This is a genomic window from Brevundimonas sp. MYb52 (assembly GCF_002979535.1).
Taxonomy (GTDB): Bacteria; Pseudomonadota; Alphaproteobacteria; order Caulobacterales; family Caulobacteraceae; genus Brevundimonas.
In genome coordinates, this window is record NZ_PCPB01000020.1 from 1 (window position 1) to 25,988 (window position 25,988).

Genomic DNA, 25,988 nt, shown 5'->3' on the forward strand with positions numbered 1-25,988 from the left:
CCTCCGCCGCCTCCGCCGCCTCCGCCCGCGTCGCCTTCCGAAAGCTCCGCCGAGTACCAGCGCAACTTCGGCGTCGTGAATACTGGCGCCATCGCTGCGTGGAAGACTGGGGCGACCGGACGGGGAATCACGGTCAGCGTGGTCGACAGCGGCATCAAGCTGGACCACCAGGATCTGGCGGTGAACATTTCGTCGCGCTCAACCGACATCATCTCCGGCCGCAACCAGCCGCACGGCCCCGATAGCCACGGCACCGGCGTATCCGGCGTCATCGCCGCCGCCTTCAACGGCTATGGCACGGTCGGGGTCGCCTATAATTCGACTATTCTTTCGATCCGCGCCGACGTCAGCGACTGCGAAAAGCCCGAGGACACGGTCTGCTTCAAGGGCGGCGATCTGGCCCGCGCCCTGGACTACGCCGTGCAGAACGGCGCCAAGATCATCAACCTATCGCTGGGCGGCGAGGGTCCGCTGGGCGGCGCCTTCGAGGCCGCATTGCAGCGCGCCATCAACGCCGGGGTCGTCTTCGCCATCGCTTCAGGCAATGCGGCCGGGGCCAACCCGGAATGGCCGGGGCGTTACGCCAGCGACCCTCGGTTCGCCGGCGGGATCATCGTCACGGGCGCCCACGACAACGCCAATCAGATCGCCGACTTCTCAAACCGCGCCGGTGTTTCCCAGACCTACTTCCTGTCCGCGCCAGGGGTTCAGATCTACACGGATTGCGAAGGAACCTCCTGCTGGGTCGCCAACGGCACCTCCTTCGCCTCGCCCGCCGTGGCGGGGGCTCTGGCCTTGTTGCTGGAAGCCTTCCCCAACCTCACGGGCCGCGAAGCCGTCGAGATCCTGCTGCGCACAGCGCGGGACGCGGGCGACCAGGGCGACGACATAGTCTATGGCCGCGGTCTGCTGGACATCGCCCAGGCCTTCCAACCGGTCGGCGCCACCTCCTCGCCTCAGGCCACCGGCTCGGCAGTGCGGGTCGCCATCGAGCCGGGCGCCTATGTCGGCGGTCCGTTCGGCGACGCCATGGGCCGCACACAGGCCCTGAACACCATCGGCTATGACGAGTACGAACGCCTGTTTCGCATCGATATGGGCGAGGCCTGGCGCATGGCCCCGCGCCGCAGCTATCAGCCGGAAAACCCCACGCCGATGCGCCAGTCGCAGGTGACGATGGACGGCCCCGGCGGGGCGAAGCTGTCGCTGATCGCCGCCGCCCCAGTCGCCACGCCCGAGCCGATCCTGAACCGCTACACCCCCTTCGACGCCCCCTGGTTGGGCGACGAGATCAAGCAGGAAGCCCTGTTCGATGTCACCGCTGGCCGCATGTCGTTCGCCGCCTGGCAGGGCAAGGGCGGGTCGCGCTCGCCCTTCCGTACCGGCTCGGGCGACGGCTTCGCCGCCCTGGCCCAGGCCGATCACGCTATTCGCGGGGCCATGGTCTTCGATGGGCTAGGCTTCGGTCCCCTGACCGTCAGCGCCGAGACCGGGGCCGGCGACCGCCGCGCGCCCCTGCGCTCGGTCGAGCAGGACGTGTCGTCCTACGCCCGCGCGGCGCTGGACTGGCGCGGCGAACGCGGCGGCCTGTCGCTCAGCATGGGGGCCCTGGACGAGAAGATGGGGCCGCTGGGCGCCTATATGCCGACGCGCTCGGACTTCGCCCTGCCGTCACGCACCCGCTTTGCGGCCTTTGGCGGCGACCTGTCGCTGGGTCATGGCCTGGTGTTGAGCGGCGAGGCCGGTTTCGGCCGCACCGAGATCGAGGGCCGGTTCCTGAACCTGTCCAGCGCCGCCGTCAGCTCGACCTGGCGCATGGCCCTGCAGTCGGATTGCCCGTCGTGGGCGCTCGGTTGCAGCCGCCTGACCTGGGAAATTTCCCAGCCGCTGCGGATCGAGAGCGGGACCTTCAGCGCCTCCCTGGCCGATGTACCGCTGGAATACTTCGACCCCGTCACCTTCTCTGAGCGCCGCTTCTCGGCCAGCCCCTCGGGGCGTCAGATCGACTTCTCCGTGCGCAGCCTGCACCCCCTGCCCGGCGGGTCCATGCTGCAACTGGAGGCCGTGGCCAGCCGCGACGAGCAGCACCGCGCGGGCGCGCCGACCGGCTACGCCCTGCTGGGCAGTTGGCGACGCGGCTTCTGATCCAGAAGCGCCAGACATGAGAAAGGCCGGCGGATCGCTCCGCCGGCCTTTTGCATTTCAGCCTGTGGCGCGAGGCCTTAGCGTTCGACGCAGAGGGCCACGCCCATGCCGCCGCCGATGCACAGGGTGGCCAGGCCCTTCTTGGCGCCCGAGCGTTTCATCTCGTGCAGCAGGGTCGTCAGGACGCGGGCACCCGAGGCGCCGACCGGGTGGCCGATGGCGATGGCGCCGCCATTGACGTTCACCTTGGCCGTATCGAGGCCCAGTTCCTTGACCACGCACAGCGACTGGGCGGCGAAGGCTTCGTTGGATTCGATCAGGTCCAGGTCGGCGACGGTCCAGCCGGCCTTCTCCAGCGCCTTCTTCGAGGCCGGGATCGGGCCGGTGCCCATGATCGACGGATCGACGCCCGCCGTGGCCCAGGAGGCGATGCGGGCCAGGGGTTCGATGCCGCGCGCCTTGGCTTCATCGGCCGACATCAACACCAGGGCGGCGGCGCCGTCATTGATGCCCGAGGCGTTGGCCGCGGTCACCGAGCCGTCCTTGACGAAGGCGGGCTTCAGCTTCTCCATCGCCTCCATGGTGGCGCCGTGGCGGATGTATTCGTCCTGATCGACAACCACGTCGCCCTTGCGGGTCGAGATGGTCACCGGTGCGATTTCATCGACGAACTTGCCGGCCTTCTGGGCGGCCTCGGCCTTGTTCTGAGAAGCGACGGCGAAGGCGTCCTGCGAGGCGCGATCGATCGACCACTTGTTGGCGATGTTCTCGGCCGTCTGGCCCATGTGATAGCCGTGGAAGGCGTCGATCAGGCCGTCCTGCAGCATGCTGTCCTTGAAACCCAGTTCGCCCATCTTCTGGCCGTTGCGAAGCTGGGCCGTGTGCGGCGACTGGCTCATGCTTTCCTGACCGCCGGCGACGACGATCTTGGCGTCGCCCTGCATGATCTGCTGATAGGCCAAAGCCACGGCGCGCAGGCCCGAGCCGCACAGCTGGTTCAGGCTCCAGGCCGGGGTCTCGTTGGGCAGACCGGCGCCGATCGAGGCCTGACGCGCCGGGCCTTGCCCTGCGCCCGCCTGAAGCACCTGGCCGAGAATGACCTCGTCCACGTCAGCCGCGTCCACGCCCGCGCGCTCCAGCGCCGCCTTGATGGCGACCTCGCCCAGCTTGGAGGCGGGCAGGCTGGACAGGGCGCCGAGGAAGGAGCCGACCGGGGTGCGGGCGGCGGAAACGATCACTACGTCAGTCATGATATTCACTCCGGGGAGAAATTCTGCGGGCGGTTGTGCCGCATTCCACATCCCGCGTCACCTTTCGCAAGTGCGAAGTTCAGCACTTCGTCATCATCAGGGCGCAATCTGACGGGAACGATCCTCACGGCGAACGCTTTTCAGGAGTGATGCTGGTGCGGGTGAAATCCTTGGCGAGACGGGTGTGGACGCCCGACGACCTCGATATGATCGAGCACTATCAGTCGCGCGCCGAGCGTCTGGCCGATCTGTGGGTCCACATCGTAGGCCTGGGACTGGCGGCGGTCGGCGGCGTCATCCTGGCGGTCCTGGCCGGGCTCTACAGCGGCATCAGCGCGGTCGTGGCCACTGCCATCTACGCCGTCTGCCTGCTAGCCATGCTGACGGCCTCGACCATCTACAACCAGACCCATCCCTGCGCCGCCCGCCCCGTGCTGCGGCGACTGGACGAGGCGGCCATCTTCCTGATGATCGCCGGCAGCTACACCCCCTTCACCACCCAGAGGTTCGAGGGCGCCTGGTCGATCGGCTTCACCCTGGCCGTCTGGCTGATGGCCCTGACCGGGGTCGGGGTGAAGATGTTCGCCCCGCGCATTTCCGACGTCTTCTGGAGCGGGGTCTATGTCCTGTTCGGCTGGGTGGCGATCTTTGCACTGAAGCCGATGATCGAGACGGTGCATCCGCTGGCGCTGGGCCTGCTGGTGGCGGGCGGTCTGATCTACACCTCGGGCGTCTTCGTCTTCATCAGCCAGAAGGTGAAATTCCGCCGCGCGATCTGGCATGGGTTCGTCGTCGCCGGGGCTGGCGTGCACTGGGCCGCCATCCTGATCGGGGTGGTTCTGGCGCCCGGCGCGGCCTGACCGAAAAGCGCCCTCTGGCCTTCGCGCGCGCAACGCGTGATAGTGCGGCGTTGCAACAACGCGAGAACAAGCGTGAACGACAAGAAATCCGAGGGCGGAAAAACCCGTGACGGCGTGGTCGTCATCAAGAAGTATGCGAACCGGCGGCTCTATAACACCGCCACCAGCGCCTATGTGACGCTGGAAGACCTGGCGCAGATGGTGCGCGAGGGGGTCGAATTTGTCGTCTATGACGCCAAGACCAATGACGAGCTGACGCGTCAGATCCTGACCCAGATCATCTTCGAGGAAGAAAGCCGCGGCGAGGCCCTGCTGCCGGTGCAGTTCCTGCGTCAGCTGATCGGCTTCTACGGCAACTCGATGCAGTCGGTCCTGCCCTCCTATCTGGAGATGTCGCTGGACAGCTTCACGCGCCAGCAGGAACAGTTGCGCAGCCAATTCAGTCGCGCCTTCGCCGGCGCGCCCGGCGGCGGCCTGATGGAAGAGGCCGTGCGCCAGAACATGGCCATGTTCGAACGGGCCATGAAGATGTTCCCTGGCATGGCCGCCTATGGCCGTCCCGAAGCCGAGCCTGACAAGGCCGCCGAGCCTGAGCCGGCGCCCAAGGCGGCGTCGGCGGACCCCGCCCTGGACGAAATGCGTCGCCAGATGGACGAGATGCGCGCCCAGATCGACCGCCTGGCCGGCGCCGGAAAATGACCGACGGCGTGCGCCCGGTCGGCCCGCTGGAGGGGCCCACGGTGCAGGAACGCCGCGAGGGCGACCGGCGCGAACGGGACCGCCGCGCCGCCAAGGCTGAGGCCGAAGCTGAAAAAGCTCGCGCCCTGGTCCCGGCGGGCGAGCGGGTCGATCATGCCGCCTCCCCGGCAAAGCCTGCCGTGTCGCCCCTCGCCCCGCCAGCCCTGTTCGCCGCCCAGGTTCTTGGCCAGAAGGGACAGAAGCGCGGACTGAAGGGCGGACCGCCGGTGCTGGACGCGGCCCGTTCCACCTATCTGGGCGCGGAATACTCGGGCCAGCGCGACCGTCGCCCCCGCGTGGGCAAGGCGAAGCAGACCGAAATCTAGGGCGCCCCGTTTGATGGCATGGCGCTTGCGACGGCTCCGGCGTCTTCGACCGGAGTTTCGCCCATGGCCGTCCTCAACCTCGCTGCCCGCCTGTTCGACGTGACCGTGGTCGCCCTGGTCTTCGTCGCCTTCAGCTAGCTCAATGACTCAGCGGGGGTTCATGTCGAAGTCGCGCCGCGAGGCGATGATGGTGACGATGAAGCCCGCCAGCACGTCCAGCAGCACCATGGTCAGGATCAGGAAGAAGACCGATCCTGCAAAACCCGGCAGCAGCAGAAACTCGACCAAACAGACCACGAACAGCGCCATCGACAGGGCGTGATTGACGATGGCCACCCGCTGGCTGGAGGTCGACTTCAGCAGTTCGACAAACAGCAGGATCAGCGACAGGAAGAGGATCAGCTCGCCTATGCTGATGCTCCAGCTCGCGCCCGAGGTCATGGGCACGCGGAACAGCACCTCATCCAGCACCGCCGACGGTCCGAGCAGGGGATCGACACCGGCCCCGCCCAGCAGGATCACCAGATTGTAGATCACGACCGGCACGATCAGCAGCGGTATGGCGATCAGCATGGGCGGCCCCTCCAGATCGCTTTGCTTAACCCTGTTTCCCGCGCACGACCATATGGTCGCGGTTCGGTCAGAACTCGCTGATGGCGCCCGGACGCCGCGAGCGCGACTTCAGCCACATCACGCCCAGCAGGTCCGAGAAGGAGGCCCGCAGCCGCCCCCAGTTGGTGTATTTCGACTGGCCCGTCTCACGGTGCCGGTGATCGACGTCGAGGTAGCGGTTCTCATAGCCCTCGCGGATCGTCAGGGCCGGCAGGTAGCGGTGGATGTGATCGAAGTAGGGCAGACGCAGGAAGACGTCGCGACGGAAGGCCTTCAGCCCGCAGCCGGTATCATCGGCGTCGTCGGACAGCAGCTTGCGACGGATGCGGTTGGCCCAGATCGAGGCCTGGCGCTTGGCGTTCGAGTCCTGACGCTTGGCGCGCACGCCGCCGACCAGGGCGACATTGGCGGGCGCGGCGATCAGGGCGTCGGCCAGGCGCGGCGCGTCAGCGGGCGGGTTCTGGCCGTCGCCGTCCAGGGTGACGACGATGGGCGCGCGCGCCGCCAGGACGCCGGTGCGCACGGCGCGGCTCTGTCCCGCATTGGTCGCGTGCGACAGCACCCGCAGGGCGGGCAGTTCCGCCATCGCCGCCTGCAGTTCGGCCAGGGTCGAATCGCGGCTGGCGTCGTTGACGAAGATCATCTCATAGGACCGACCGGCGAAGGCCTCGGCGATCTCGCGCGCCAAGGGCACGGCCGCGCCGGATTCGTCATGCACCGGCACGACGACGGAGATTTCAGGGGTGGAAGCGAGGCTGTCGGTCATCGTCGCTCTGTAGCGCATCGTCGGGCCGGAGGAAAACCGGGCCGCGCGAAGAGGTTGCAAGCTGAAGCTTCCGGCGAGCGGCGTCGGCGTGATACGACAGCGCCATGAACCGCCCGAACCTGGATCACCTCATCGCCGGCTGGCGCGGCCCCGTTCTGGCGGCCCTGCTCGCCCTGCTCGCCGGCCTGCCTAGCCTGATGCTGCTGCCGCCCCTGGACCGCGACGAAAGCCGCTTCGCCCAGGCGACGGCCCAGATGCTGGAAAGCGGCGACTATGTCGACATCCGCTTCCAGGACGAACCGCGCTGGAAAAAGCCAGTCGGCATCTACTGGATGCAGGCCGTGGCCGTCGGTCTGACCTCGGACGTCGAAGACCGCAACATCCAGCCCTATCGCCTGCCGTCGCTGTTCGGGGCCATGCTGGCCGCCTGGGCCGTGGCCTGGGCGGGCGCCGCCCTGTTCGGCAATCGCGCAGGTTTCCTGGCCGGAGCCATGCTGGGCGCGACCTTCCTGCTGTCATCCGAAGCGGGCATCGCCAAGACCGACGCCATGCTGTGCGGCCTGACCACCCTGTCGATGGCGGCCCTGGCGCGGATCTATATGGCGACGCGGGCCAATGAGAAGCCGGTGCGCTGGCACAAGCTGCTGTTCTGGCTGGGCATCGGCCTGTCGATTCTGATCAAGGGGCCGATCGGGCTTTTGGTCGTGGCCCTGTCGATCATCGCCCTGTCGGTCTGGGACCGAAACATCAAGTGGCTGGGCAAGCTGGGCTGGGGTTGGGGCCTGCCTCTGGTGGCCCTGCTGGTCGGTCCCTGGGCCATCGCCATCACCATCGCCACGGACGGCGGCTTCTGGCGTGAAGCCATCGGCGGCGATCTGGCGCCCAAGCTGGCGGGCGCCCACGAAAGCCACGGCGGCTTCATCGGCATGTATGCCCTGCTGTCGCCCCTGCTGCTCTTCCCTGTCACCCTGATGCTGCCCGCCGCCCTGTCGACGGGCTGGCATCGCCGCGCCGAGCCGGCCATCCGCTTCGCCGTCTGCTGGCTGGTGCCCGCCTGGCTGATGTTCGAGATCGCCCCGACCAAGCTGTGGCACTACACTCTGCCCACCTTCGGCGCGATCGCGCTTCTGGCCGCCGCCGCCCTGACCCAGCCGATCGGCAAGGTCTCGCGCATCGCGGGCGCCCTGCTGGGCCTGTTCGCCGCTGTCATCGTCTGCGCCATCACCGTCTACGGCCTGACCGAGTTCGGCCGCTCGACAGCCCAGACCTGGGCCACCGTGACCATCGTCTTCGCCGTCATGGCGGCGGCGGTCGGCGGCTTCTTGCTGGTCAACCGGGCGGCGATCACCGGGGTGCTGGCCGCCATCCTCTGCGGCGTCATCGCCCACGCCGGTCTGGCCGGGACCATCCGTCAGTTGCGCCCCCTGTCCATCGCGCCGCGCTTGGTGAAAACCATGGAGTCGGCCGAGTTGAGCCCTGCTCAGGGCCGCTATCCGGGGCCGGTGGCCATCACCACCTTCCATGAACCCAGCTTCGTCTTCCTGACTGGGCGCGACACCCAGTTGACCGACGGCCCCGGCGCCGCCCGGGCCCTGGCCGAGGGGCGCCCCGCTATCGTCGAGGCCCATGACGACGAGGCCTTCCGCCGCGCCCTGGCGGATCTCGGCGCCGCTGGACGCGCTGTCGGCGTGGTCAGCGGTCACAACTACTCCTCGGGCGACGACGTGCGTCTGACCGTCTATGCCCCCGCCGGGGCAGGCGAGCGGAGCGCGCGCTGATGGGTCGCTTCATCCAGATCGTCGAGGTCGGGCCCCGCGACGGCCTGCAGAACGAAAAGGCCGTGCTGAGCCCCGCCGTCCGGGCCGACTTCGTCCAGCGCCTCGAAACGGCGGGCGCCAAGCGCATCGAAGCCGTCAGCTTCGTCCACCCCAAGTATGTGCCGCAGATGGCCGGCGCCGAAGAGGTCATGGCCGCCCTGCCCCCCGCCGAGGGTCACAGCCGCATCGGCCTGGTTTTGAACGGCAAGGGCTATGACCGGGCGCTGGGCACGGCGGTGGACGAGGTCAATGTCGCCATGTCCGCCACCGACGGCTTCGGCCTCAAGAACCAGGGGCTGAACGTCGACCAACAGGTGCAGATGCTGTCCGACATCATGGCGGGTCGCGCCAATGCAGCAGGCGCGCCGGGCGCGACGCCCAAGCTGACCGCCACCCTGTCCTGCGTCTGGGGCTGCCCCTTCGACGGCGAGGTCTCGGTCGAACAGGTCAGCCAACTGGTCGCCCGCATCGCCGCGCTCGGCGTCGAGGAAATCGCCCTGGCCGACACCATCGGCGTCGGCGATCCGTGGAGCGTGACCAAAAAGGTCGAGGCCGCTCGAAAGGCCGCGCCCGACGCGACCTTGCGCCTGCATTTCCACGACACCCGCAACACCGGCCTGGCCAACGCCTACGCCGGGGTCGAGGCGGGCGTGGACATCCTCGACGCCTCCGCCGGCGGCATCGGCGGCTGCCCGTTTGCACCGGGCGCGACCGGAAACATCGCCACCGAGGACCTCGTCTACATGCTGGAACGCGCCGGCTTCTCGACCGGCTACGACCTCGACCAACTGATCGAAAGCGCCCGCTGGATCGGTGGCCAGATCGACAAGCCCCGCCTCAGCGCCCTGAGCCGCGCAGGCGGTTGGCCGCAGACCAAGACCTGATCTCCGGCTCGAAAAATGCCCCTGACGCCTTTCCCGCGAAGGCAGAAATGCGATACGAGCAGGTTCAAGAGGCCCTTGGGGGCGACCGCGAACTCCTCCAGGCGAGAATGCTTTGATAAATCCGTTCAAGTTCTGGCGTAAAAAAACCCGTCAAGCAGAAGCGCTTGCAAGCAAGTTTCAGACGGCGACCAGGCAGATCAACGCCCTCACCTTGGCGCTGGAAGAACATCGACGCGAAACACGCCTGCTTTACAACAGCCTGGCTCTGCCCGCGCGCGCAGAGTGGCATGGCCAGCCGCCCATGATCCAGGGCGAGCCCGCGAAACTGGCCTTTCCGCGCAGCACCCTGTGCCGACAGGACAGCTTCCATGAGCCCTATTTTTCCTACTGGACCCACCGCCTGCGCGAGGGCCTGCGCTATCATCGCAAGCTGTGGGAGTTCGTCTTTATCTGTCAGGTCCTGTGGGAGCGCGGCGCCGTCGTTCCTGGCGCCCGCGGATTGGGCTTCGGGGTCGGCGCCGAACCCCTGAGCGCCTTCTTCGCCTCTCAGAACTGCCGCATCCTGGCCACCGACATGGACGTCGAGATGGCCGAGGCCATGGGCTGGACCCTGACCAACCAGCACGCGGTCGGCAAGGAGGCTCTACGCAAGCCGGCCGTCTGCCCTGATGACCTGTTCACCGAGAACGTCTCGTTCCAGGCCTGCGACATGAATGACGTGCCGGCGGAATTCGTCGATTTCGACTTCTGCTGGTCGGCCTGCGCTCTGGAACACCTCGGCTCCATCGAAAAGGGCCTCGCCTTTATTGAGCGGTCCATTCAGTGTCTGAAGCCCGGCGGCTGGGCCGTCCACACCACCGAGTTCAACACCAGTTCCAACGAGGAAACGGTCGATAATCTAGGCACTGTGCTGTTCCGACGCCGGGACTTCGAGGCGCTCGCCGAACGCTTGACGCAACAGGGCCACACCGTCATCCCCTTCGACTTCAACCTCGGTGATCGCCCGGTGGATCGTTACATCGACGTGCCGCCCTATCGGGAGCAGCCCCACCTGCAGATGGCGTTGTCGGGCTTCTCCACGACCTCGTTCGGGATCATCGTGCGGCGCGGAGCATAGGCTCCATTGAGCGGCGCATGGATCGACGGCGTCGCTGACGCGGTCTTTGCGCGCGCGTCAGACCTTGCGAATACCCCGCATGACCGGTCGAAGCCGAGCCAGCACGCGAGACGCCCACCGCGCCGCACGCCGCTGGCTGAGATCATCCGTCTCGACCCCGTCGCGATAGGCTTCCAACAACTCGTAATACTGCGGCTGGGGATCGAGGGCGATCGCCCGTTCCACCGCTTCAACAGCCGCCCTCGTCTCGCCCAGGCTCTTCAGCAGAGCCCCTTCCCACACATGAAGGTGAGCCTGATGAGAAAGCGCCTCGACCGCCTCTCGCGCATGTGGTCTGGCCTCCTCAAAGCGGCCGGCCGCCACCAGGGCATCCACATAGGACATGAGATAGATCGGCGCCCGATTGGTCGAGGCGACGATGCGCTCAAGCTTCTCGATAGCCTCGTCGTGTCGTCCCTCAACGGACAGCAGCCTGGCGAGAGCCAGACCTGAGAGCGGGCTTGAAGGGGTGATGTTCACAGCCCGCTGGGCCAGATCAAACGCCAGTTCCCGTCGATGCGCCGGCTGGTTCATCGCCAGGTTCGACAGGTAAAAGCCGCTTGTCCTACGACGCCTTCGAGCCTCGCCTCCAAACCTGACGGCGTCGAATTCTCCAGACAGCGCCTGAAGCACCAATGACTTCAGCAATCCTGTCTCGGCCAGATAGGTGCTGGCGGGATGAGAGACATAGGGCAGACGAATCGGCCAGATGTCGATGTCGTCCTGTATCCGCGCGACCTGAGCCCCGTCTTCCAACGGGTCGAAAACCACGACAGGTCGGGCGCCGCAAATGATCCGACCGTCAATTTCCGGCCGCCAGGAGATGCGCTGACTGTCCTGAAGCCAGCGCTTCTCAGACGGCATCTTCTGCAGATCAATCGAATATTGCGGGGAAAGCGCCAGCACCGCATGTGCGCCAGCGGCGTCGGCGAAACGAATGGCCGCATAGCCCCCCATGCTGGAGCCATAGGTCATCACACGCTCGGCGCCTGCCGTCGCTTCCCGGACAGCCGCCATGGCTGCGGCCATCTCAGGGTACTGGTACCAGTCCTCGCGCGCGCCCATCACATGGATGGCGGACACCCCCGCCTGACGCAGAAACTCCTGCCCGAAGCCCGCTCGATCGAAGCCGTGACCGATGCCGTAGTTGTCGAAGGTCACGACCCAGCGACTGACATCGGCCGCAGGCAGACTGCGGACCACGACATTCTCGCTTCGAAACAGATCGATCATCCAGGCTCCTTATGCGCAGGCCTTAGACCGATTTGGGGCGAAGCGCGACGAACCCCGACGCGCTTCGCTTTCGTTCCGATCAGAGATTGAGCAGAGCCGGGTCGCCGCCCTGGGCCGCGATGTTGACGCTGATGGCTTTTTCCGCCGCATAACGGATCAGGCTGTTGGGGCCGCCAGCTTTCGGGCCGGTGCCGGACAGGCCTTCGCCGCCGAAGGGTTGCACGCCGACGACGGCGCCGATGATCGAGCGGTTCACATAGACGTTGCCGGCCGGGACCAGACGCACGACCTCGTCGGCGAATGCCTCGATGCGGCTGTGGACGCCCAGCGTCAGGCCGTAACCGCGTGCGGCCAGCTTGGCGGCGACCGACTTCAGGTCCTTCGAGTCATAGCGATAGACGTGCAGGATCGGGCCGAAGACCTCGCGCTCGAGGAAGTCGGGCGTGGGGATCTCGGCGATGGTCGGGGCGAAGAGGTCGCCCCTGTCCGAACCAGCGGGGAGTTCGGCGCGGGCGACGATCCTGGCGTCTTTCGACAGGCGCTCGACGTGGGCTTCCAGGTTGGCGCGGCTCTCGGCGTCGATGACCGGGCCGATGTCGCTCTTGGTGTCGGTCGGGTCGCCCAGCACCTGGGTCGCCAGGGCGCCCTTCAGGCCTTCGATCAGGGCGTCGGCGGCTTCCTTGGGCGCATAGAGGACGCGCAGGGCCGAACAACGCTGACCGGCCGAGCCGAAGGCCGACAGGATGACGTCGTCGATGACCTGTTCCTTCAGCGCCGTGGTGTCCACGAACATGGCGTTCAGACCGCCGGTCTCGGCGATGAAGGGGATGATGGCGCCCGGACGCGCGGCCAGGCCGCGGTTGATGGCGGCGGCGGTGTCGGTGCCGCCGGTGAAGGCCACGCCGTCGATGCCCGGATGGTTGGTGAGCGCCGCGCCGACGATCTCGCCGCGACCGGGGACCAGGGCCAGCAGGTCGGGGTTCAGACCGGCCTTGTAGAAGAGGCGGACGGCCTCGGCGGCGATCAGCGGGGTCTGCTCGGCGGGCTTGGCCACGACGGCGTTGCCGGCGGCGAGCGCGGCGGCGATCTGGCCGGCGAAGATGGCCAGAGGGAAGTTCCACGGGCTGATGGCGGCGAAGACGCCGCGACCGTGCAGCACCAACTCATTGGTCTCGCCGGTCGGGCCCTTCAGGGTCTGGCGACCGCCAAAGTCGCGCTCAGCCAGCAGGGCGTAGTAGCGGCAGAAGTCGGCGGCTTCGCGCACCTCGGCCACGCCGTCGTTCAGGGTCTTGCCCGCCTCACGCGACAGCAGGGCGACCAGGCGGTCCATGTCGGCTTCCAGCGCGTCGGCCATGGCGCGAAGGACGGGCGCGCGACCGGCGCCGCCGATGCGGTCCCAGGCGACCTGGGCCTTACCAGCCGCGTTGACGGCGGCGTCCACGTCCTCGACCGAGGCTTCGGACACATGACCCAGGACCTGCGAGCGGTCGAAGGGATTGGTCACATCCTGCGGGTTCACGCCGGCCTTCAGCTTGCCGCCGATGATGGGGCCGGACGTCAGCTTCTCGCTGTCGACGCGCTCCAGAGCCTTGGCGTGGCGCTCACGGTCGGCGGCCTGCGAATAGTCGCGGCCGAGGGAGTTTTGACGATCGCCGTAGATATTCATGGGAACCGGAATCCTGGGGTGACGGTCGGGCTGGGCCTCGACGGCGGTGATGGGGTCGGCGGCGACAGCGGCCGCGGGAACGCGCTCGTCCAGCAGGGCGTGGACGAAGGAGGAGTTGGCGCCGTTTTCCAGCAGGCGGCGCACCAGATAGGGCAGCAGTTCTTCGTGGCCGCCGACAGGGGCGTAGGCACGAACGATGACCGTCTCGTCGGCCCAGGCCTCGTGCGCGGCGTCATAGAGGGCCTCGCCCATGCCGTGCAGGCGTTGATGCTCGATGGTCACGTTGCGGTCGCGAGCCATGCGCCGCACCGCCGCCAGGGTATGGGCGTTGTGGGTGGCGAACTGGGCGTAGATGTAGGGCGAGGCCTCGATCAGAGCCTTGGCGCAGACCAGATAGTTCAGATCGGTCGCGGGCTTGGTGGTGAAGACCGGATAGTCGGTGCGGCCATTGACCTGGGCCAGCTTGATCTCGGTGTCCCAATAGGCGCCCTTGACCAGACGCACCATCAGGCGACGGCCCGAGGACTTGGCCAGCTCGGCCAGCTTGGCCACCGTCTCGGTCGTACGCTTCTGATAGGCCTGAACGGCCAGGCCCAGGCCCTTCCAGTCGCCCAGTTCCGGCTCGCGCGCCAGCCGCTCCAGCAGCTTCAGCGACAGGGCCAGACGATCGGCTTCCTCGGCGTCGATGGTGTAGTTGATGTCGTATTTGGCGGCGATCAGAGCCAGACGCAGGATGCGGGGATAGAGCTCTTCCCAGACGCGGTCTTCCTGCACCGCCTGATAGCGCGGCGACAGGGCCGACAACTTGACCGAGACGCCGTGACCGGCCTCCGGGCCCTGGCCCTTGGCGGTCTTGCCCACGGCCTCGATGGCGTCGGCGTAGATCTTTTCATAGCGCTCGGCGTCGGCGACAGTGCGGGCGCCTTCGCCCAACATGTCGAAGCTGCACAGCCAGCCCTCGCGGTCCGAGCGCTTCAGCGCCGCCTCGATGGTGCGGCCGACCACGAACTGCTCGCCCATGATCTTGACGGCGGTGGCCACGGCCTGACGGATGACCGGCTCGCCCAGACGCCCGGCGATGCGCTTGAGGAAGCCCGACAGGTCGGTCTTGGCCTCGTCGTCCACATCGACCAGCTTGCCGGTCAGCATCAGGCCCCAGGTCGAGGCGTTGACGAACAGGCTGTCCGACTGACCCATGTGCGAGGCCCAGTCGGCGGAGCCGATCTTCTCGGCGATCAGACGGTCGCGGGTGTCGGCGTCGGGGGTGCGCAGCAGGGCCTCGGCCAGGCACATCAGGGCCAGACCCTCGCGGGTGCCCAGCGAAAACTCCTGCAGGAAGCTTTCCACCACGCCCTGTTTCTTCTGACTGGCGCGAGCCTGATCGACCAGGCCGATGGCGTCGGCCAGCACGTCGGCGCGCTCGGCCTGGGTCAGGCCGGGGTTGGCCAGCAGTTCGGCGACCACCGCGCGTTCGTCGCGGAACTTGTTCCGGTCCAGGTCGTCCCAGTGCTTCAAGTCGGTCGGCGTCATCATCTCACCCTGGGATCAAACCCTTCGATTTGCGGCATATATGGCGGACTTCGCCGAATGTGCATTGTATGATGATGATCTAAGCCAGCGATCCTTCGGCAATCAGGCTCATTCGCCATGCAAATTCTTGACGACACCGACCGCCGTCTGCTGCGCGTGCTGCAGATAGACGGCCGCATCTCCAACGCGGAACTGGCGCGAAGGTGCAATCTGTCGCCCGCCGCCTGCTTCGAACGGGTCAAACGGCTGAAGGACAAGAAGGTCATCACCGGCTACGCCGCCCTGATCGACCCGGCCTCGGCCGACCGGGCCCTGCTGATCTTCATCGAGGTTTTGCTGGACCGCACCACGGGCGACGTCTTCGACGCCTTCGCCGACGCCGTGCGCCGCCAGCCCGAGGTGCTGGAGTGCCACATGGTGGCCGGCGGCTTCGACTATCTGATCAAGGCGCGGGTGGCCGACATGGACGCCTACCGCGTCTTCCTCGGCGATATTCTGGTGCGGATGCCCGGCGTGCGCGAGACAAGGACGTATGCCGTTCTCGAAGAGGTGAAGTCGACGACGGTGCTGCCGCTGTGACCGGAATACAGGGCGCAGACTTGTCAGGGCCTCGACCAACTGGAGCCGCGCCGCTAAACCCATGTCCCATGAGTTCGAGGCCATCTGTATATCCGGTTATTCTTTGCGGTGGGGCCGGCACGCGACTGTGGCCCGCCTCCCGACCGTCGCGGCCCAAGCATTTTATTCCCTTGGCCGGCAACAGATCCCTATTTCAGGAAACCGTTCAACGCGTGGCCCCGCTGGCCGCTGGCGACGGCCGCCTGATCATCGTAGGCGGCGCCGGCCATCAAAAGACCATTCTACACCAGCTATCCGAAATCGGCGCCTCGGCCGTTATCTTGCTGGAGCCCGAGGGACGCGATTCTGCCGCGGCTATGGCGGCCGCGGCGATCTGGACGCGACGACAGTCGCCCGACGCGGTCAACCTGTTCGTCCCGTCCGATCACCACGTGCCGGATCACGACGCCTTCCATGAAGCTGTGGCCCAGGCTGTTGAAGCTTCGCTGGCTGGTCGCATCGTGACCCTGGGCATCGTGCCCAACACGCCCTCGTCGGCTTACGGCTATATCGCACCCGCGACCGCCGGCCTCAGCCCCGTCGCCGCCTTCGTGGAAAAGCCGACCGAGAGCGCGGCGCGTCGATACATAGACAGCGGCTACCTCTGGAACAGCGGCAACTTCATCGTGCGGGCCGACCTGCTCGAAGAGGAGTTCACGCAATCCGCCAATTCCCTGCACGCCAGCGTCAGGGATGCAGTCGACGCGGCCGTGCACGACAGCGGCTGCATCCTACTGGGCGAAGCCTTCCGAACCGCCGCCAAGATCTCCGTCGACTATGCGATCATGGAGAAGACCTGCCGCGCGTCCGTGCTGCCGGTCTCTTTTGAATGGTCCGATCTCGGCGCTTGGGACGCTGTTCACGCCTCGGGCGAAGGCGATGTCGGCCTCCATGTGCTGGAAGATTCGGAGGGCTGCCTCATCCGTGCGCGCGACGGCGTCCTGGTAGCGGCCATCGGCTTGCGCAACATCGGGATCGTGGTGGAGCAGGACGCCGTCCTCGTTACCGATCTGAAACGCAGCCAGGATGTCAAAAAGGTCGTCAAACGCCTCGAGAATCTTTCCCCCCGGCACCTCGATTTCGAAGTTTCGGCTACCCCCTCCTTCTACGAGGGCGCCACGCGTTTGAGCGCATGGTTGAGAAGCAAGGCCCTGCCGATCTGGTGCACGCTCGGCCAAAATGACGGCGGCGCGTTCGAAGAAACTCTGGGCCTGGACGGACGTCGGGTGCGAAGCGCCAAACGCGCCCGTGTCCAGGCGAGACAGATTTATGCCTACAGCCAGGCCGGCTTGCTGGGTTGGCAAGGCCCCTGGCGACGCGCGGTTGAAAGCGGGCTGGACTATCTGGATGGACCGTTCACGCGACCGGACGGACTGCTTCGCTCCATCCTGGATGTTGATGGCCAGCCAATCGACGAACACGCCAGTCTGTATGATCAGGCCTTTCTGCTTCTGGCGCTGGCCTTCGCGGGTCGCGCCCTGGGGCGGGCGGACATGGAGCCGCGCGCCGTCGCGGTGCGTGAGCTCCTGCTTCAGGAACGGAGCCACAAGGGCGGGCTGACCGAAGTCGGAGCCAAGCCCTATCAGGCCAACCCCCTGATGCACATGCTCGAAGCCTCGATGGCATGGGAGGAGGCGAGCGCCGACGCTGGTTGGCGCGAGTTGTCCGATTCCATCGTTGCGATCGCCCGTACCCGACTGATCGACCAGAAGATCGGCCTCATCGGCGAATTCTTCGATGACGACTGGACCCCGCCCGACGACAGGCGGAGCGAGTTGATCGAGCCCGGCCATCAACTGGAGTGGTCCGGCCTGCTCGCCTTGCACGCAAAAGCACGCGGCGACACCGAGCTCGCCTGCCTAGCCTGGAACCTTTATCTCAGCGGCTTGGACGGGTTCGATCCCCACAAGGAAGTCATCATCGACAGCCGCAACATCAATGGCACCGTGCGCAGCGAGCGCGCCCGTCTTTGGCCGCAGACAGAGTGGCTCAAGGCGTCGCTGATCTTTGCGACGCTGTCAGACGACGGGCGGCGCGAGTTCTGCCTGAACCAGGCGGCCAGGGCCGAGGCCGGCCTTTGGCGCTACCTGACGTCAGACGGCCTGTGGAAGGACAAGCTGCTGGAGGTCGGGCGATTTATCGAGGAACCTGCGCCAGCCAGTTCCTTCTATCACATCGTCGCCGCCTACGCCGAAGTGGAACGCGCGGTCATGGCCCTTTCACCAGACAGAAAACCCGCCGTTTCGTTGTTCTGATCATCGGTCGACGACGGGCGCCCGCGATACGCGGACCTATGCCGTTCTCGAAGAGGTGAAGTCGACGACGGTGCTGCCGCTGTAAGCCGTCTCGCCTTCGTCATGCGAAGCGGCTAGAACTGCCGGCTCAGCGAAACGGCCCGGGCCCACTCGACTTCATGCGCATTGTTCTGGTCACCGACGCCTGGGAGCCCCAGGTCAACGGCGTCGTCCGTACCCTGACCCGCACCGTGGCCGAGTGCCGCGCCATGGGCCATGAGGTCGAGGTCATTGAACCCAGCCAGTTCAAGACCATCCCCTGCCCCACCTATCCCGAGATCCGGCTGGCCCTGGGCGCCGAAGAAGAAATCCGCGAACGCCTGCGCGCCTTCGAGCCGGAAGCCGTGCACATCGCTACCGAAGGCCCCCTGGGCATCGCCACGCGCCGCATCTGCGTGGAGTGGAAGCTGCCCTTCACGACCAGCTATCACACCAAGTTCCCCGAATACGTCTCGGCCCGGTTCCCGATCCCGGTCCAGGTCGGCTACGCCTATATGAAGTGGTTCCACAAGCCGTCAGGCCGGCTGATGGTGGCGACGCCGACCCTGCGCGACGAACTGGTCGAGCACGGCTTCCGCAATGTCTCTCCGTGGACGCGCGGCGTGGATACCGACCTGTTCCGTCCCGATCTTGAGCCCATCTACAAGGAGATGGGCGGCGATGAATGGCCCCGCCCCTTCTTCCTCAACGTCGGTCGCGTGGCGGTCGAGAAGAATATCGAGACCTTCCTCGAACTGGACCTGCCGGGCACCAAGATCGTCGTCGGCGACGGCCCCGCCCGCGCCGAGCTGGAAGAGAAATACCCCGAGGCCAAGTTCCTGGGTGCCCGTTTCGGCGAGGACCTGGCGCGCTGCTTCGCCGACGCCGACGTCTTCGTCTTCCCCAGTTGGACCGACACCTTCGGCCTGGTGATTCTGGAGGCCATGGGCGCGGGCACGCCGGTCGCCGCCTATCCGGCGCACGGCCCCATCGACATCATTCCGGGCTCGGGCGCCGGCTTTATCGACGACGACCTGAAGACCGCCTGCCTGAAAGCCCTGGAGCTGGATCGCAAGGATGTGCGCGCCTACGCGGAAAAATTCAGCTGGCGCGCCTCGGCCGAACAGTTCGTCGAGAACCTGCAACCCTATCCCGAGCCGGCGCGAGGCCGCTTCTGGCGCCGCCTGCGCCGGATCGCCCGGCTGAGGCGCAAGGCGGCGGCCTAATTTTCCTTCTCCCCTTGTGGGAGAAGGTGGCTCGCGCAGCGAGACGGATGAGGGATTGCTCCGCCTCACCCCTGTAACGCTCAAAAGGAAAGCGCCGCGATCAGCCGACCGCGGCGCTCACACCCCTCATCCGAGCGCCTTCGGCGCCCACCTTCTCCCACAAGGGGAGAAGGGCATTCCTCGCGCTGACCCTTAGTTCGGGCGAGCCATGGAGGTCATGGCGGCGGCCTTGGCGCGTTCGGCGGTCAGTTCGGCGACCGGCAGCGGCACCAGACCACGGTCCTGCAGGTAGCCGCCACGCGCGGCGGAGCCTTCCGACATGAACTCCTGAACGAACTGTTCGAGGCCCGGCGTCACGCCGATGTGGGCCTTCTTGACGTAGATGTAGAGGCTGCGGGCCAGAGGATAGGTGCCGTCGGCGATGGTCTCAGCCGAGGGAGCGACGCCGTCGATGGTCTCGGCCTTCACCGTGTCCATGTTCTGCTCCAGGAAGGAGAAGCCGAACACGCCCAGCGAACCCGGCGTACGGGTCAGGGTCTGGACGATGGCGTTGTCATTCTCGCCCGAGTCGACCCAGGCGCCGTCTTCACGCAGGGTGTGGGTCAGGGTCTCGAACCGGGTCTTGTCGCTCTTCAGCGCGGCCACGGCCGGGACCAGTTCGCCGCCGGGCGCCATGCCCAGCTCCAGGAAGGCGTCGCGCGTGCCCGAGGTGGGCGGCGGGCCATAAACCTGGATGCGCTGGCTCGGCAGGCCCTTGTTGACGTCGTTCCAAGTCTTGGTCGGGTTGGCGACGAAGGTCCCGTTCGGGCCAGGCACTTCCTTGGCCAGACCCTCATAGAGGTCGTTGAGCTCGAAGTTGAAGCTGTTGCCGGTGCGGGCGGTGGCGATGACGATGCCGTCGAAGCCGATCTTGATTTCAACGATGTCGCTGACGCCGTTGGCGACGCAACGGTCGAACTCGCTCTGCTTCATCGGACGCGAGGCGTTGGCGATGTCCGGGGTCGAGGGGCCCACGCCGGCGCAGAAGGCCTGGATGCCGCCGCCCGTGCCCAGGGACTCGACGCGAGGCGCCGAACCGCCCGAGGTGCGAGCGAAGTTTTCCGCCACGCGGGTGGCGAACGGGAAGACGGTCGAGGAACCGGCGGCCCAGATGCCCGCGCGGGCCTTCTGGCTGCCAGGGGCGGCGCCGCCCTCGTTGTTGCCACAGGCCGCCAGGGCCAGCAGCGCCGCCGCACCAGCGGTGATTTTCAGGGAACGGATCATTGGCCGGACCTCTCCAGACGTCAGTTTGAGACGCTTAGAGCAGCGAAGTGTGACGGTCCGGCCAGACCTTTGTGACAGTCAGGGCAAACCTCGCCCCGACGTGGTTCGATTACAGCAGGCGCTTGCGCATGACCTGCGACAGGGTATCGATCAGGGTCACAGCGATGACCACGATGATGACAATGGCCGAGACAGCGCGGAAGTTGAACGCATTCATGCTGTCAAACAGAACCTGACCGATGCCGCCGGCGCCGATCAGGCCCAGGACCGTCGCCGAACGGCTGTTCGACTCGAAGCGATAGAGGGCGAACGAGGTCCACAGCGGCGCCACCTGCGGGATCACGCCCCAGACGATCTCGTGCAGTTTGGACGCGCCGGTGGCGCGCACGCCCTCGACCGGACCCTTGTCGATCGACTCGACGGCCTCCGAGAACAGCTTGGCCAGGACGCCGGCGGTGTTCAGGGTGATGGCCAGGACGCCGGCCAGGGGGCCGAGGCCCACGGCGGTGACGAACAGCAGGCCGATGACCAGGTCGGGCACCGAGCGCAGCAGGTTCATGACCCAGCGCACCGGGGTTACGACCCAGGCCGGCGCCATGTTGCGGGCGGCGGCCAGACCCAGGGGAATGCCGAACAGCACGGCCAGGAAGGTGCCCCAAAGGGCGATCTGGACCGTCTCCCACATCTTGGCGACGAACATCTTCCAGTCGGAGAAGTCCGGACGCAGCAGGTCATGGACGAACAGACGCGTGCTCTCATTGCCCGAGAACAGGCGCGAGATATTGCCCAGGTCGACGGCGTCGATGCTGTAGAGCAGGACGGCGATCACGCCGCCCCAGACCAGGATGTCCATCGCCCAGGAGACGGCGGACTTTTGCGGCGCGGCCGGAACCGCGGTCGGCGTCAGCGGAGCAGAGGTCAAGGTTGGACCTCGCGCAGGCTGCGCAAGCGCTGAAGCTCAGCGGTCGCGGCGGCAGCGCCGGCCTTGTCGCCCTTGGCTTCAGCCTCGCCCCGCTTCTGGTCGGCGATCATTTCACGGATCGGGTTCAGATAGCTGTCGTCGGCGGCGGCGAAGCGCGAATATTCCAGACCCGCCAGAACCTTGCGCTGACGCTCGGCTTCCGGACCTTCGCCCTGGCCATAGGTCAGGAAGAAGCTGCGGATCTTCTCCTTCAGCGCCGGATCGAGGTCCTCACGCACGACGATGCCGCTCTCCGGGATCGGCGGCGAGACCCAGATCTCCTCGATCTGATCGGCCAGCTGCGGGTTTTCGCGGCGGATGAAGATGGTGTTGACGCTGTTCGAGGTAGCGAGGTCGATCACGCCCGTGGCCACGCCGAAGGCGTTGGCCTGATGGTTGGCCGAACGGACCGTCTTGAAGCACTGCGACGGCACGACGCCGCGCGCGTTGAACAGGAAGGTCATGGGCGCCAGGGTGCCCGAGGTCGACTGGGCGTCGCCGATGCCGAAGTTGTACTGCTTGCCGCAGGCCAGCACCTTGTCCAGCGTGATGCCCGAACCCTTCTTGACGATCAGGGTCGACTGATAGCTGTCCAGACCTTCGCGGTTGACCGTGCGGGCGATGACCTCGGCGTTGGCGCGATCGATGGCCTCGACCTCGGGCTTGGCCGAGAACCAGCCCACCTGGGTATGGTTGCCGCGCATGGCCTCAACCAGCACCGTGTAGTTCGAGCCGAAGTAGGGCTTCACCGGCACGCCGATCGACTTGGACATGTCGTCCAGCAGCGGCTGCCACAGCGGGCCCGACGAGGCCTGGCCCTCGGCCGACAGGATGGAGAAGGTGATTTCGGTCGGGGCGGCGCCCGCCGCCTTGTCTTCGCCCTTGCCGCAGGCGGCGAGGCCCAGGGTCAGGGCGGCGACGGCGGCGACGCCCACAAGGCGGCGGGTGATGGGGGTGCGGGTCATGCCTTGGCTTCCCAGAACGCGTCCTCGTACTCGGGACCGTAGATTTCAATCAGGCGCTTGGAGTCCAGACCGGTCGACGGACCGTCATAGACCACCTTGCCCTTCTGCAGGGCGATGACGCGGTTGCAGTAGCGGATGGCGTAGTCGACCTGGTGGAGGGTGACGATCACGCCCATGCCGTCGCGCTTGTTCAGCTCGACCAGCAGTTCCATGACCTTGCGAGCCGACACCGGGTCCAGCGAAGCGACCGGCTCGTCGGCCAGGATGGCTTGCGCGCCCTGGACGATGGCGCGGGCAATTGCGCCGCGCTGCTGCTGACCGCCCGACAGGGTGTTGGCGCGCTGTGCGGCGTAGTCAGACACGCCGACGCGGTGCAGGGCCGCCATGGCCCGCTCGCGATCCGCCTTGGGCCAGACGCCGAAGATCCCGCGCCAGCCCGGCAGCCGTCCGAGCGCGCCCAGCATGACGTTGGAAAAGAGCGACAGACGACCCACCAGATTGAACTGCTGGAAAATCATGCCCATGCGACGGCGCGCCTTGCGCACAGCGCCGGTGATGCGGCCGTTCTGCTGAACGGTCTCGCCGAACACCTGGATCGTCCCCTTGCCGGGATCAATGGGGTGCAGCCCGGTGATGGAACGAAGCAAAGTGGACTTGCCCGATCCGGACGGTCCGATCAGGGCGACCATCTCGCCGGCGGCCACTTCGACGGACACGCCGTCGAGCGCCTTTCGGGCTCCATAGGTCTTTGACACATCCCGTACGGACGCGACAGCGGCGGTTGAAGAACTCATGAACCCGTGGGTGGCGGTTGCAACAGGGGGCGCCGCATGACGCGCCACGCGCGTTTCGACAAGTCTTAATGGCATGCCTGCGTCGTTTTCGTCCAGTGCGGGGGCTGTGCAGCAGCCCTTTCCGCCCCTTCCCCTGTGGATCAGGTCACGAAATTACCGCTTTACATGACAGCCCCGCATCCCTACATCGCGCGTTCCGGCGGACCCCGTGGTCTAACCGTTAAGCGCTGCTAACGCCGGTCTGGGTTAACAATTAGCAGGGGGTTACGTGAATTGCGCACGTACCAACTTCCCCTGGACCTGGTCCGTGAGCGGTCCCCTGAACGTCCCGTCGCCCTCGTGCGACCGCGTTCGGTTTCCGTAGCGGCGCGCTGGTTCCAGGACAATCTGAAAGCCGACGTCTTCTATGCAGTGAAGGCGAACCCCTCGCGTTGGGTCATCGAGACCTTGGTCGAGCAGGGCGTCAACGCCTTTGACGTGGCTTCTCTGGCCGAGATCGAGCTGGTTCGCTCGGTCAGCCCGAACGCGCGCCTGGCCTTCATGCACCCGGTCAAGAGCCGCGGCGCGATCCGTGCGGCCTACGCCGACCACGGCGTGCGCACCTTCGTGCTCGACAGCCATGACGAGTTGCAGAAGATCATCGAGGCGACCGACAACGCCGACGACCTGAATCTGGTCGTGCGCATGGCTGTCTCGGCCGACGGCGCCGCCTATTCCCTGTCGGGCAAGTTCGGCGTGTCGCCGGATCAGGCCCCTGCCCTGCTGCTGGCCGTGCGCCAGGCGGTGCAAGACGGCCTGATGGGCGTCAGCTTCCACGTCGGCTCGCAGTGCATGCGCCCGACCGCCTATGAAGCCGCCATGTCGCAGGTCGGTCGCGCCATCAAGAAGGCAGGCGTCTTCGTCGACATCGTCGACGTCGGCGGCGGCTTCCCTTCGGTCTATCCGGGCATGGTTCCGCCGGACCTGAGCGAATACGCCGACGCCATCCACCGCGGCTTCAACGAGATGCCGGTGTCCGAAACGACCGAACTGTGGTGCGAACCCGGCCGGGCGCTGGTCGCCGAGTCGTCGTCGGTGCTGTGCCGCGTGGACCTGCGCAAGGGCGATGCTCTTTATCTGAACGACGGGTCCTATGGCTCGCTGTTCGACGCCACCCACTCGCGCTGGCCCTTCCCGACCAAGCTGGTCCGGGATGGCGAAGCCGCGTCGGAGCTGAAGCCCTTCCGCTTTTATGGCCCGACCTGCGACAGCATCGACCACATGCCGGGCCCGTTCTGGCTGCCGGCCGATGTGCAGGAAGGCGACTTCATCGAGATCGGCATGCTGGGCGCCTATGGCGTGGCCATGACGACCGGCTTCAACGGCTATGGCGAGCACGAGATCGCCGCGGTCGAGGACGCCCCGATGGCTTCGCTCTACGGCCTGGCTCCGCGTTCGATCCCCACGGTCCGCACCTCGGCCGAGGAAGCCGCCCGCAAGGTCGTTCGCCTGTCACGCCCCAAGGGCAAGGCCGGCGTGCGCAAGCGCAAGCGCTGATCGTCTGACCCCATAGCGTCTTCGGACGTTGATATGAGATCCGCAGCGGCCCGTCGCTCCGTCCGGGCCGCTGCGTCTTCTTGGCGACGGGCGCTCATATCTCAGGGAAACCGCCGAAATGAACGCTCCCGTTCAGTCGAACCAGAAGGCTGCGCTGCTCAAGAACACCGTCGAGCACGTCGACATGACCAGCTTCGACGCGCGCCCGATCATCGACAGCATGCGCAAGATGTCCTTCAGCAGCCGCGACACGGCCCGCGCCGCCGACATTTTCAACATGGCCATCGAGGACAAGGCCTGTTCGCCCTGGCTGATCCTGGCCGGCTCGACCTCGGCCGGCGGCTGCATGCATGTCTATCGCGACATGGTGAAGTTCGGCATGGTCGACGCCATCGTCGCCACCGGCGCCTCGATCGTGGACATGGATTTCTTCGAAGCCCTGGGCTTCAAGCACTACCAGGCCGCCGGCGAGGTGGACGACAACGTCCTGCGCGACAACTACATCGACCGGATCTACGACACCTATATCGACGAGGAAGAGCTCCAGGCCTGCGACCACACCATCCTGGAGATCGCCAACCGTCTGGAGCCGCGCGGCTATTCCAGCCGTGAGTTCATCTGGGAGATGGGCAAGTGGCTGTCGGAGGGCAACGCCAAGAAGCCCGGCTCGCTGATCCAGACCGCCTATGAAGAAGGCGTGCCGATCTTCTGCCCGGCCTTCGTCGACAGCTCCGCCGGTTTTGGCCTGGTCAAGCATCAGAAGGAGCGGGCCGCCGCCGGCCTGCCCTATCTGATGCTGGACGCCATCGCCGACTTCCGCGAACTGACCGACATCAAGATCGCCGCCGGCGTGACCGGCCTGTTCATGGTCGGCGGCGGCGTGCCCAAGAACTTTGCGCAGGACACTGTCGTCTGCGCCGAAATCCTGGGCGTGGAGGCCGAGATGCACCGCTACGCGGTTCAGATCACGGTCGCCGACGTGCGCGACGGCGCCTGCTCATCTTCGACGCTGAAAGAAGCCGCCTCCTGGGGCAAGGTTCAGACCACGCACGAGCAGATGGTCTTCGCCGAGGCCACGACCGTCGTGCCGCTGATCGGCTCGGACGCCTATCATCGCGGCGCCTGGAAGACCCGCGAGAAGCGCCGCTGGAACAAGTTGTTCGGTCATTCGTCCTAGACCGCGATCAGAAGGCTCCGCCTTGGCTTGCGCCGCCCTCCGGGTCTCGACCCGACGTGGCCTCGCGCGCCTCAAGCAGCGCGAAGCGCGTTAGGCGCAAAGAATAATGAGGCCGGCGGGGCAAGCCGTCGGCCTTTTCTTTTTTGGAACCCGCGGCCCGCCCCATCGCGTTCCTCTTGAAACAAGGAGACG

The 25,988-nt window shown here is 66.5% G+C and carries 21 protein-coding genes; 12 read left to right on the forward strand and 9 right to left on the reverse strand.

The genetic code is table 11. The features are described 5' to 3' along the window. On the forward strand, positions 1–2,145 hold a 2,145-nt coding region (locus CQ039_RS15515), incomplete at its 5' end, for a S8 family peptidase (protein WP_369831570.1). A 77-nt stretch (positions 2,146–2,222) separates the two neighbouring features. On the opposite strand, the gene CQ039_RS15520 is transcribed toward CQ039_RS15515, so the two are convergent. Then, complete coding sequence (locus CQ039_RS15520; protein WP_105564689.1) at positions 2,223–3,395, reverse strand: acetyl-CoA C-acetyltransferase; 1,173 nt, start codon at positions 3,393–3,395, stop codon at positions 2,223–2,225. A 206-nt stretch (positions 3,396–3,601) separates the two neighbouring features. Between CQ039_RS15520 and CQ039_RS15525 the strand changes: the two genes are divergently transcribed. The 3 genes from CQ039_RS15525 to CQ039_RS15535 all read left to right on the forward strand — a co-directional run bounded on the left by CQ039_RS15525 (position 3,602) and on the right by CQ039_RS15535 (position 5,319). After that, positions 3,602–4,255: a hemolysin III family protein gene (locus CQ039_RS15525; RefSeq protein ID WP_369831571.1), complete on the forward strand. Its 654-nt coding sequence runs from the start codon at positions 3,602–3,604 to the stop codon at positions 4,253–4,255. 72 nt (positions 4,256–4,327) lie between these two features. Beyond that, positions 4,328–4,954, forward strand: coding sequence for a polyhydroxyalkanoate synthesis repressor PhaR (gene phaR, locus CQ039_RS15530; RefSeq protein ID WP_105564691.1), 627 nt, complete (start codon positions 4,328–4,330; stop codon positions 4,952–4,954). Further along, complete coding sequence (locus CQ039_RS15535) at positions 4,951–5,319, forward strand: hypothetical protein (protein ID WP_105564692.1); 369 nt, start codon at positions 4,951–4,953, stop codon at positions 5,317–5,319. The genes phaR and CQ039_RS15535 overlap by 4 nt, the downstream gene beginning before the upstream one ends. A gap of 147 nt (positions 5,320–5,466) precedes the next feature. Here CQ039_RS15535 and CQ039_RS15540 read toward each other — a convergent pair whose 3' ends face one another. After that, entirely contained in the window at positions 5,467–5,892 is a 426-nt protein-coding gene (locus CQ039_RS15540) for a hypothetical protein (protein WP_105564693.1), read from the reverse strand. A 67-nt stretch (positions 5,893–5,959) separates the two neighbouring features. Further along, a complete protein-coding gene (locus CQ039_RS15545) occupies positions 5,960–6,697 on the reverse strand; it encodes a glycosyltransferase family 2 protein (RefSeq protein WP_105564694.1) in 738 nt (245 codons plus the stop codon). Positions 6,698–6,801: 104 nt separating this feature from the next. Between CQ039_RS15545 and CQ039_RS15550 the strand changes: the two genes are divergently transcribed. The 3 genes from CQ039_RS15550 to CQ039_RS15560 all read left to right on the forward strand — a co-directional run bounded on the left by CQ039_RS15550 (position 6,802) and on the right by CQ039_RS15560 (position 10,515). Then, positions 6,802–8,475, forward strand: coding sequence for a glycosyltransferase family 39 protein (locus CQ039_RS15550; protein ID WP_105564695.1), 1,674 nt, complete (start codon positions 6,802–6,804; stop codon positions 8,473–8,475). Then, on the forward strand, positions 8,475–9,398 hold the full coding sequence (locus CQ039_RS15555) for a hydroxymethylglutaryl-CoA lyase (RefSeq protein WP_105564696.1): 924 nt from the start codon (positions 8,475–8,477) through the stop codon (positions 9,396–9,398). The genes CQ039_RS15550 and CQ039_RS15555 overlap by 1 nt, the downstream gene beginning before the upstream one ends. A 211-nt stretch (positions 9,399–9,609) precedes the next feature. Further along, the gene (locus tag CQ039_RS15560) at positions 9,610–10,515 is read left to right on the forward strand and encodes a class I SAM-dependent methyltransferase (protein ID WP_146112133.1); all 906 of its coding nucleotides are present in this window, start codon (positions 9,610–9,612) and stop codon (positions 10,513–10,515) included. Between the two features lie 57 nt (positions 10,516–10,572). On the opposite strand, the gene CQ039_RS15565 is transcribed toward CQ039_RS15560, so the two are convergent. After that, positions 10,573–11,787: a tetratricopeptide repeat protein gene (locus CQ039_RS15565; protein ID WP_105564698.1), complete on the reverse strand. Its 1,215-nt coding sequence runs from the start codon at positions 11,785–11,787 to the stop codon at positions 10,573–10,575. Between the two features lie 79 nt (positions 11,788–11,866). Further along, positions 11,867–14,983: a bifunctional proline dehydrogenase/L-glutamate gamma-semialdehyde dehydrogenase PutA gene (gene putA, locus CQ039_RS15570; RefSeq protein WP_105564715.1), complete on the reverse strand. Its 3,117-nt coding sequence runs from the start codon at positions 14,981–14,983 to the stop codon at positions 11,867–11,869. Between the two features lie 117 nt (positions 14,984–15,100). Here putA and CQ039_RS15575 point away from each other — a divergent pair, with 117 nt between their 5' ends. From CQ039_RS15575 to CQ039_RS15590, 3 genes are all read left to right on the forward strand, one after another. Further along, positions 15,101–15,562, forward strand: coding sequence for an Lrp/AsnC ligand binding domain-containing protein (locus tag CQ039_RS15575; protein WP_105564699.1), 462 nt, complete (start codon positions 15,101–15,103; stop codon positions 15,560–15,562). Positions 15,563–15,630: 68 nt separating this feature from the next. Next, entirely contained in the window at positions 15,631–17,856 is a 2,226-nt protein-coding gene (locus CQ039_RS15580) for an AGE family epimerase/isomerase (RefSeq protein WP_105564700.1), read from the forward strand. A gap of 158 nt (positions 17,857–18,014) precedes the next feature. Further along, entirely contained in the window at positions 18,015–19,100 is a 1,086-nt protein-coding gene (locus tag CQ039_RS15590; protein ID WP_105564701.1) for a glycosyltransferase family 1 protein, read from the forward strand. A 192-nt stretch (positions 19,101–19,292) separates the two neighbouring features. Here the strand turns inward: CQ039_RS15590 and CQ039_RS15595 are convergent, their stop codons facing one another. The 4 genes from CQ039_RS15595 to phnC form a co-directional block, all read right to left on the reverse strand. Beyond that, positions 19,293–20,363, reverse strand: coding sequence for a substrate-binding domain-containing protein (locus tag CQ039_RS15595; RefSeq protein ID WP_105564702.1), 1,071 nt, complete (start codon positions 20,361–20,363; stop codon positions 19,293–19,295). 109 nt (positions 20,364–20,472) lie between these two features. Beyond that, on the reverse strand, positions 20,473–21,216 hold the full coding sequence (phnE, locus tag CQ039_RS15600; protein WP_233190322.1) for a phosphonate ABC transporter, permease protein PhnE: 744 nt from the start codon (positions 21,214–21,216) through the stop codon (positions 20,473–20,475). Between the two features lie 65 nt (positions 21,217–21,281). Next, complete coding sequence (gene phnD, locus CQ039_RS15605) at positions 21,282–22,289, reverse strand: phosphate/phosphite/phosphonate ABC transporter substrate-binding protein (protein WP_105564704.1); 1,008 nt, start codon at positions 22,287–22,289, stop codon at positions 21,282–21,284. Next, entirely contained in the window at positions 22,286–23,083 is a 798-nt protein-coding gene (phnC, locus tag CQ039_RS15610; protein WP_105564705.1) for a phosphonate ABC transporter ATP-binding protein, read from the reverse strand. Before phnC ends, phnD begins: the two co-directional genes overlap by 4 nt. Positions 23,084–23,356: 273 nt before the next feature. Between phnC and CQ039_RS15615 the strand changes: the two genes are divergently transcribed. Together CQ039_RS15615 and CQ039_RS15620 are read left to right on the forward strand one after the other, a co-directional pair. Further along, complete coding sequence (locus CQ039_RS15615) at positions 23,357–24,619, forward strand: type III PLP-dependent enzyme (protein WP_105564706.1); 1,263 nt, start codon at positions 23,357–23,359, stop codon at positions 24,617–24,619. Between the two features lie 118 nt (positions 24,620–24,737). Continuing rightward, complete coding sequence (locus CQ039_RS15620; protein ID WP_105564707.1) at positions 24,738–25,796, forward strand: deoxyhypusine synthase; 1,059 nt, start codon at positions 24,738–24,740, stop codon at positions 25,794–25,796. The last annotated feature ends 192 nt before the right edge of the window (positions 25,797–25,988 follow it).

Excerpts from the sequence above, each read along its gene's own strand:
- CQ039_RS15525 (WP_369831571.1), top strand. The coding sequence starts at position 3,602 with ATGATCGAGCACTATCAGTCGCGCGCCGAGCGTCTGGCCGATCTGTGG.
- CQ039_RS15520 (WP_105564689.1), bottom strand. The coding sequence starts at position 3,395 with ATGACTGACGTAGTGATCGTTTCCGCCGCCCGCACCCCGGTCGGCTCC.
- CQ039_RS15545 (WP_105564694.1), bottom strand. The coding sequence starts at position 6,697 with ATGACCGACAGCCTCGCTTCCACCCCTGAAATCTCCGTCGTCGTGCCG.
- CQ039_RS15535 (WP_105564692.1), top strand. The coding sequence starts at position 4,951 with ATGACCGACGGCGTGCGCCCGGTCGGCCCGCTGGAGGGGCCCACGGTG.
- phnC (WP_105564705.1), bottom strand. The coding sequence starts at position 23,083 with ATGAGTTCTTCAACCGCCGCTGTCGCGTCCGTACGGGATGTGTCAAAG.
- CQ039_RS15620 (WP_105564707.1), top strand. The coding sequence starts at position 24,738 with ATGAACGCTCCCGTTCAGTCGAACCAGAAGGCTGCGCTGCTCAAGAAC.
- CQ039_RS15580 (WP_105564700.1), top strand. The coding sequence starts at position 15,631 with ATGAGTTCGAGGCCATCTGTATATCCGGTTATTCTTTGCGGTGGGGCC.
- CQ039_RS15565 (WP_105564698.1), bottom strand. The coding sequence starts at position 11,787 with ATGATCGATCTGTTTCGAAGCGAGAATGTCGTGGTCCGCAGTCTGCCT.
- CQ039_RS15590 (WP_105564701.1), top strand. The coding sequence starts at position 18,015 with ATGCGCATTGTTCTGGTCACCGACGCCTGGGAGCCCCAGGTCAACGGC.
- phnE (WP_233190322.1), bottom strand. The coding sequence starts at position 21,216 with ATGGACATCCTGGTCTGGGGCGGCGTGATCGCCGTCCTGCTCTACAGC.
- CQ039_RS15575 (WP_105564699.1), top strand. The coding sequence starts at position 15,101 with ATGCAAATTCTTGACGACACCGACCGCCGTCTGCTGCGCGTGCTGCAG.
- CQ039_RS15550 (WP_105564695.1), top strand. The coding sequence starts at position 6,802 with ATGAACCGCCCGAACCTGGATCACCTCATCGCCGGCTGGCGCGGCCCC.
- CQ039_RS15595 (WP_105564702.1), bottom strand. The coding sequence starts at position 20,363 with ATGATCCGTTCCCTGAAAATCACCGCTGGTGCGGCGGCGCTGCTGGCC.
- phnD (WP_105564704.1), bottom strand. The coding sequence starts at position 22,289 with ATGACCCGCACCCCCATCACCCGCCGCCTTGTGGGCGTCGCCGCCGTC.
- putA (WP_105564715.1), bottom strand. The coding sequence starts at position 14,983 with ATGACGCCGACCGACTTGAAGCACTGGGACGACCTGGACCGGAACAAG.
- CQ039_RS15540 (WP_105564693.1), bottom strand. The coding sequence starts at position 5,892 with ATGCTGATCGCCATACCGCTGCTGATCGTGCCGGTCGTGATCTACAAT.
- CQ039_RS15555 (WP_105564696.1), top strand. The coding sequence starts at position 8,475 with ATGGGTCGCTTCATCCAGATCGTCGAGGTCGGGCCCCGCGACGGCCTG.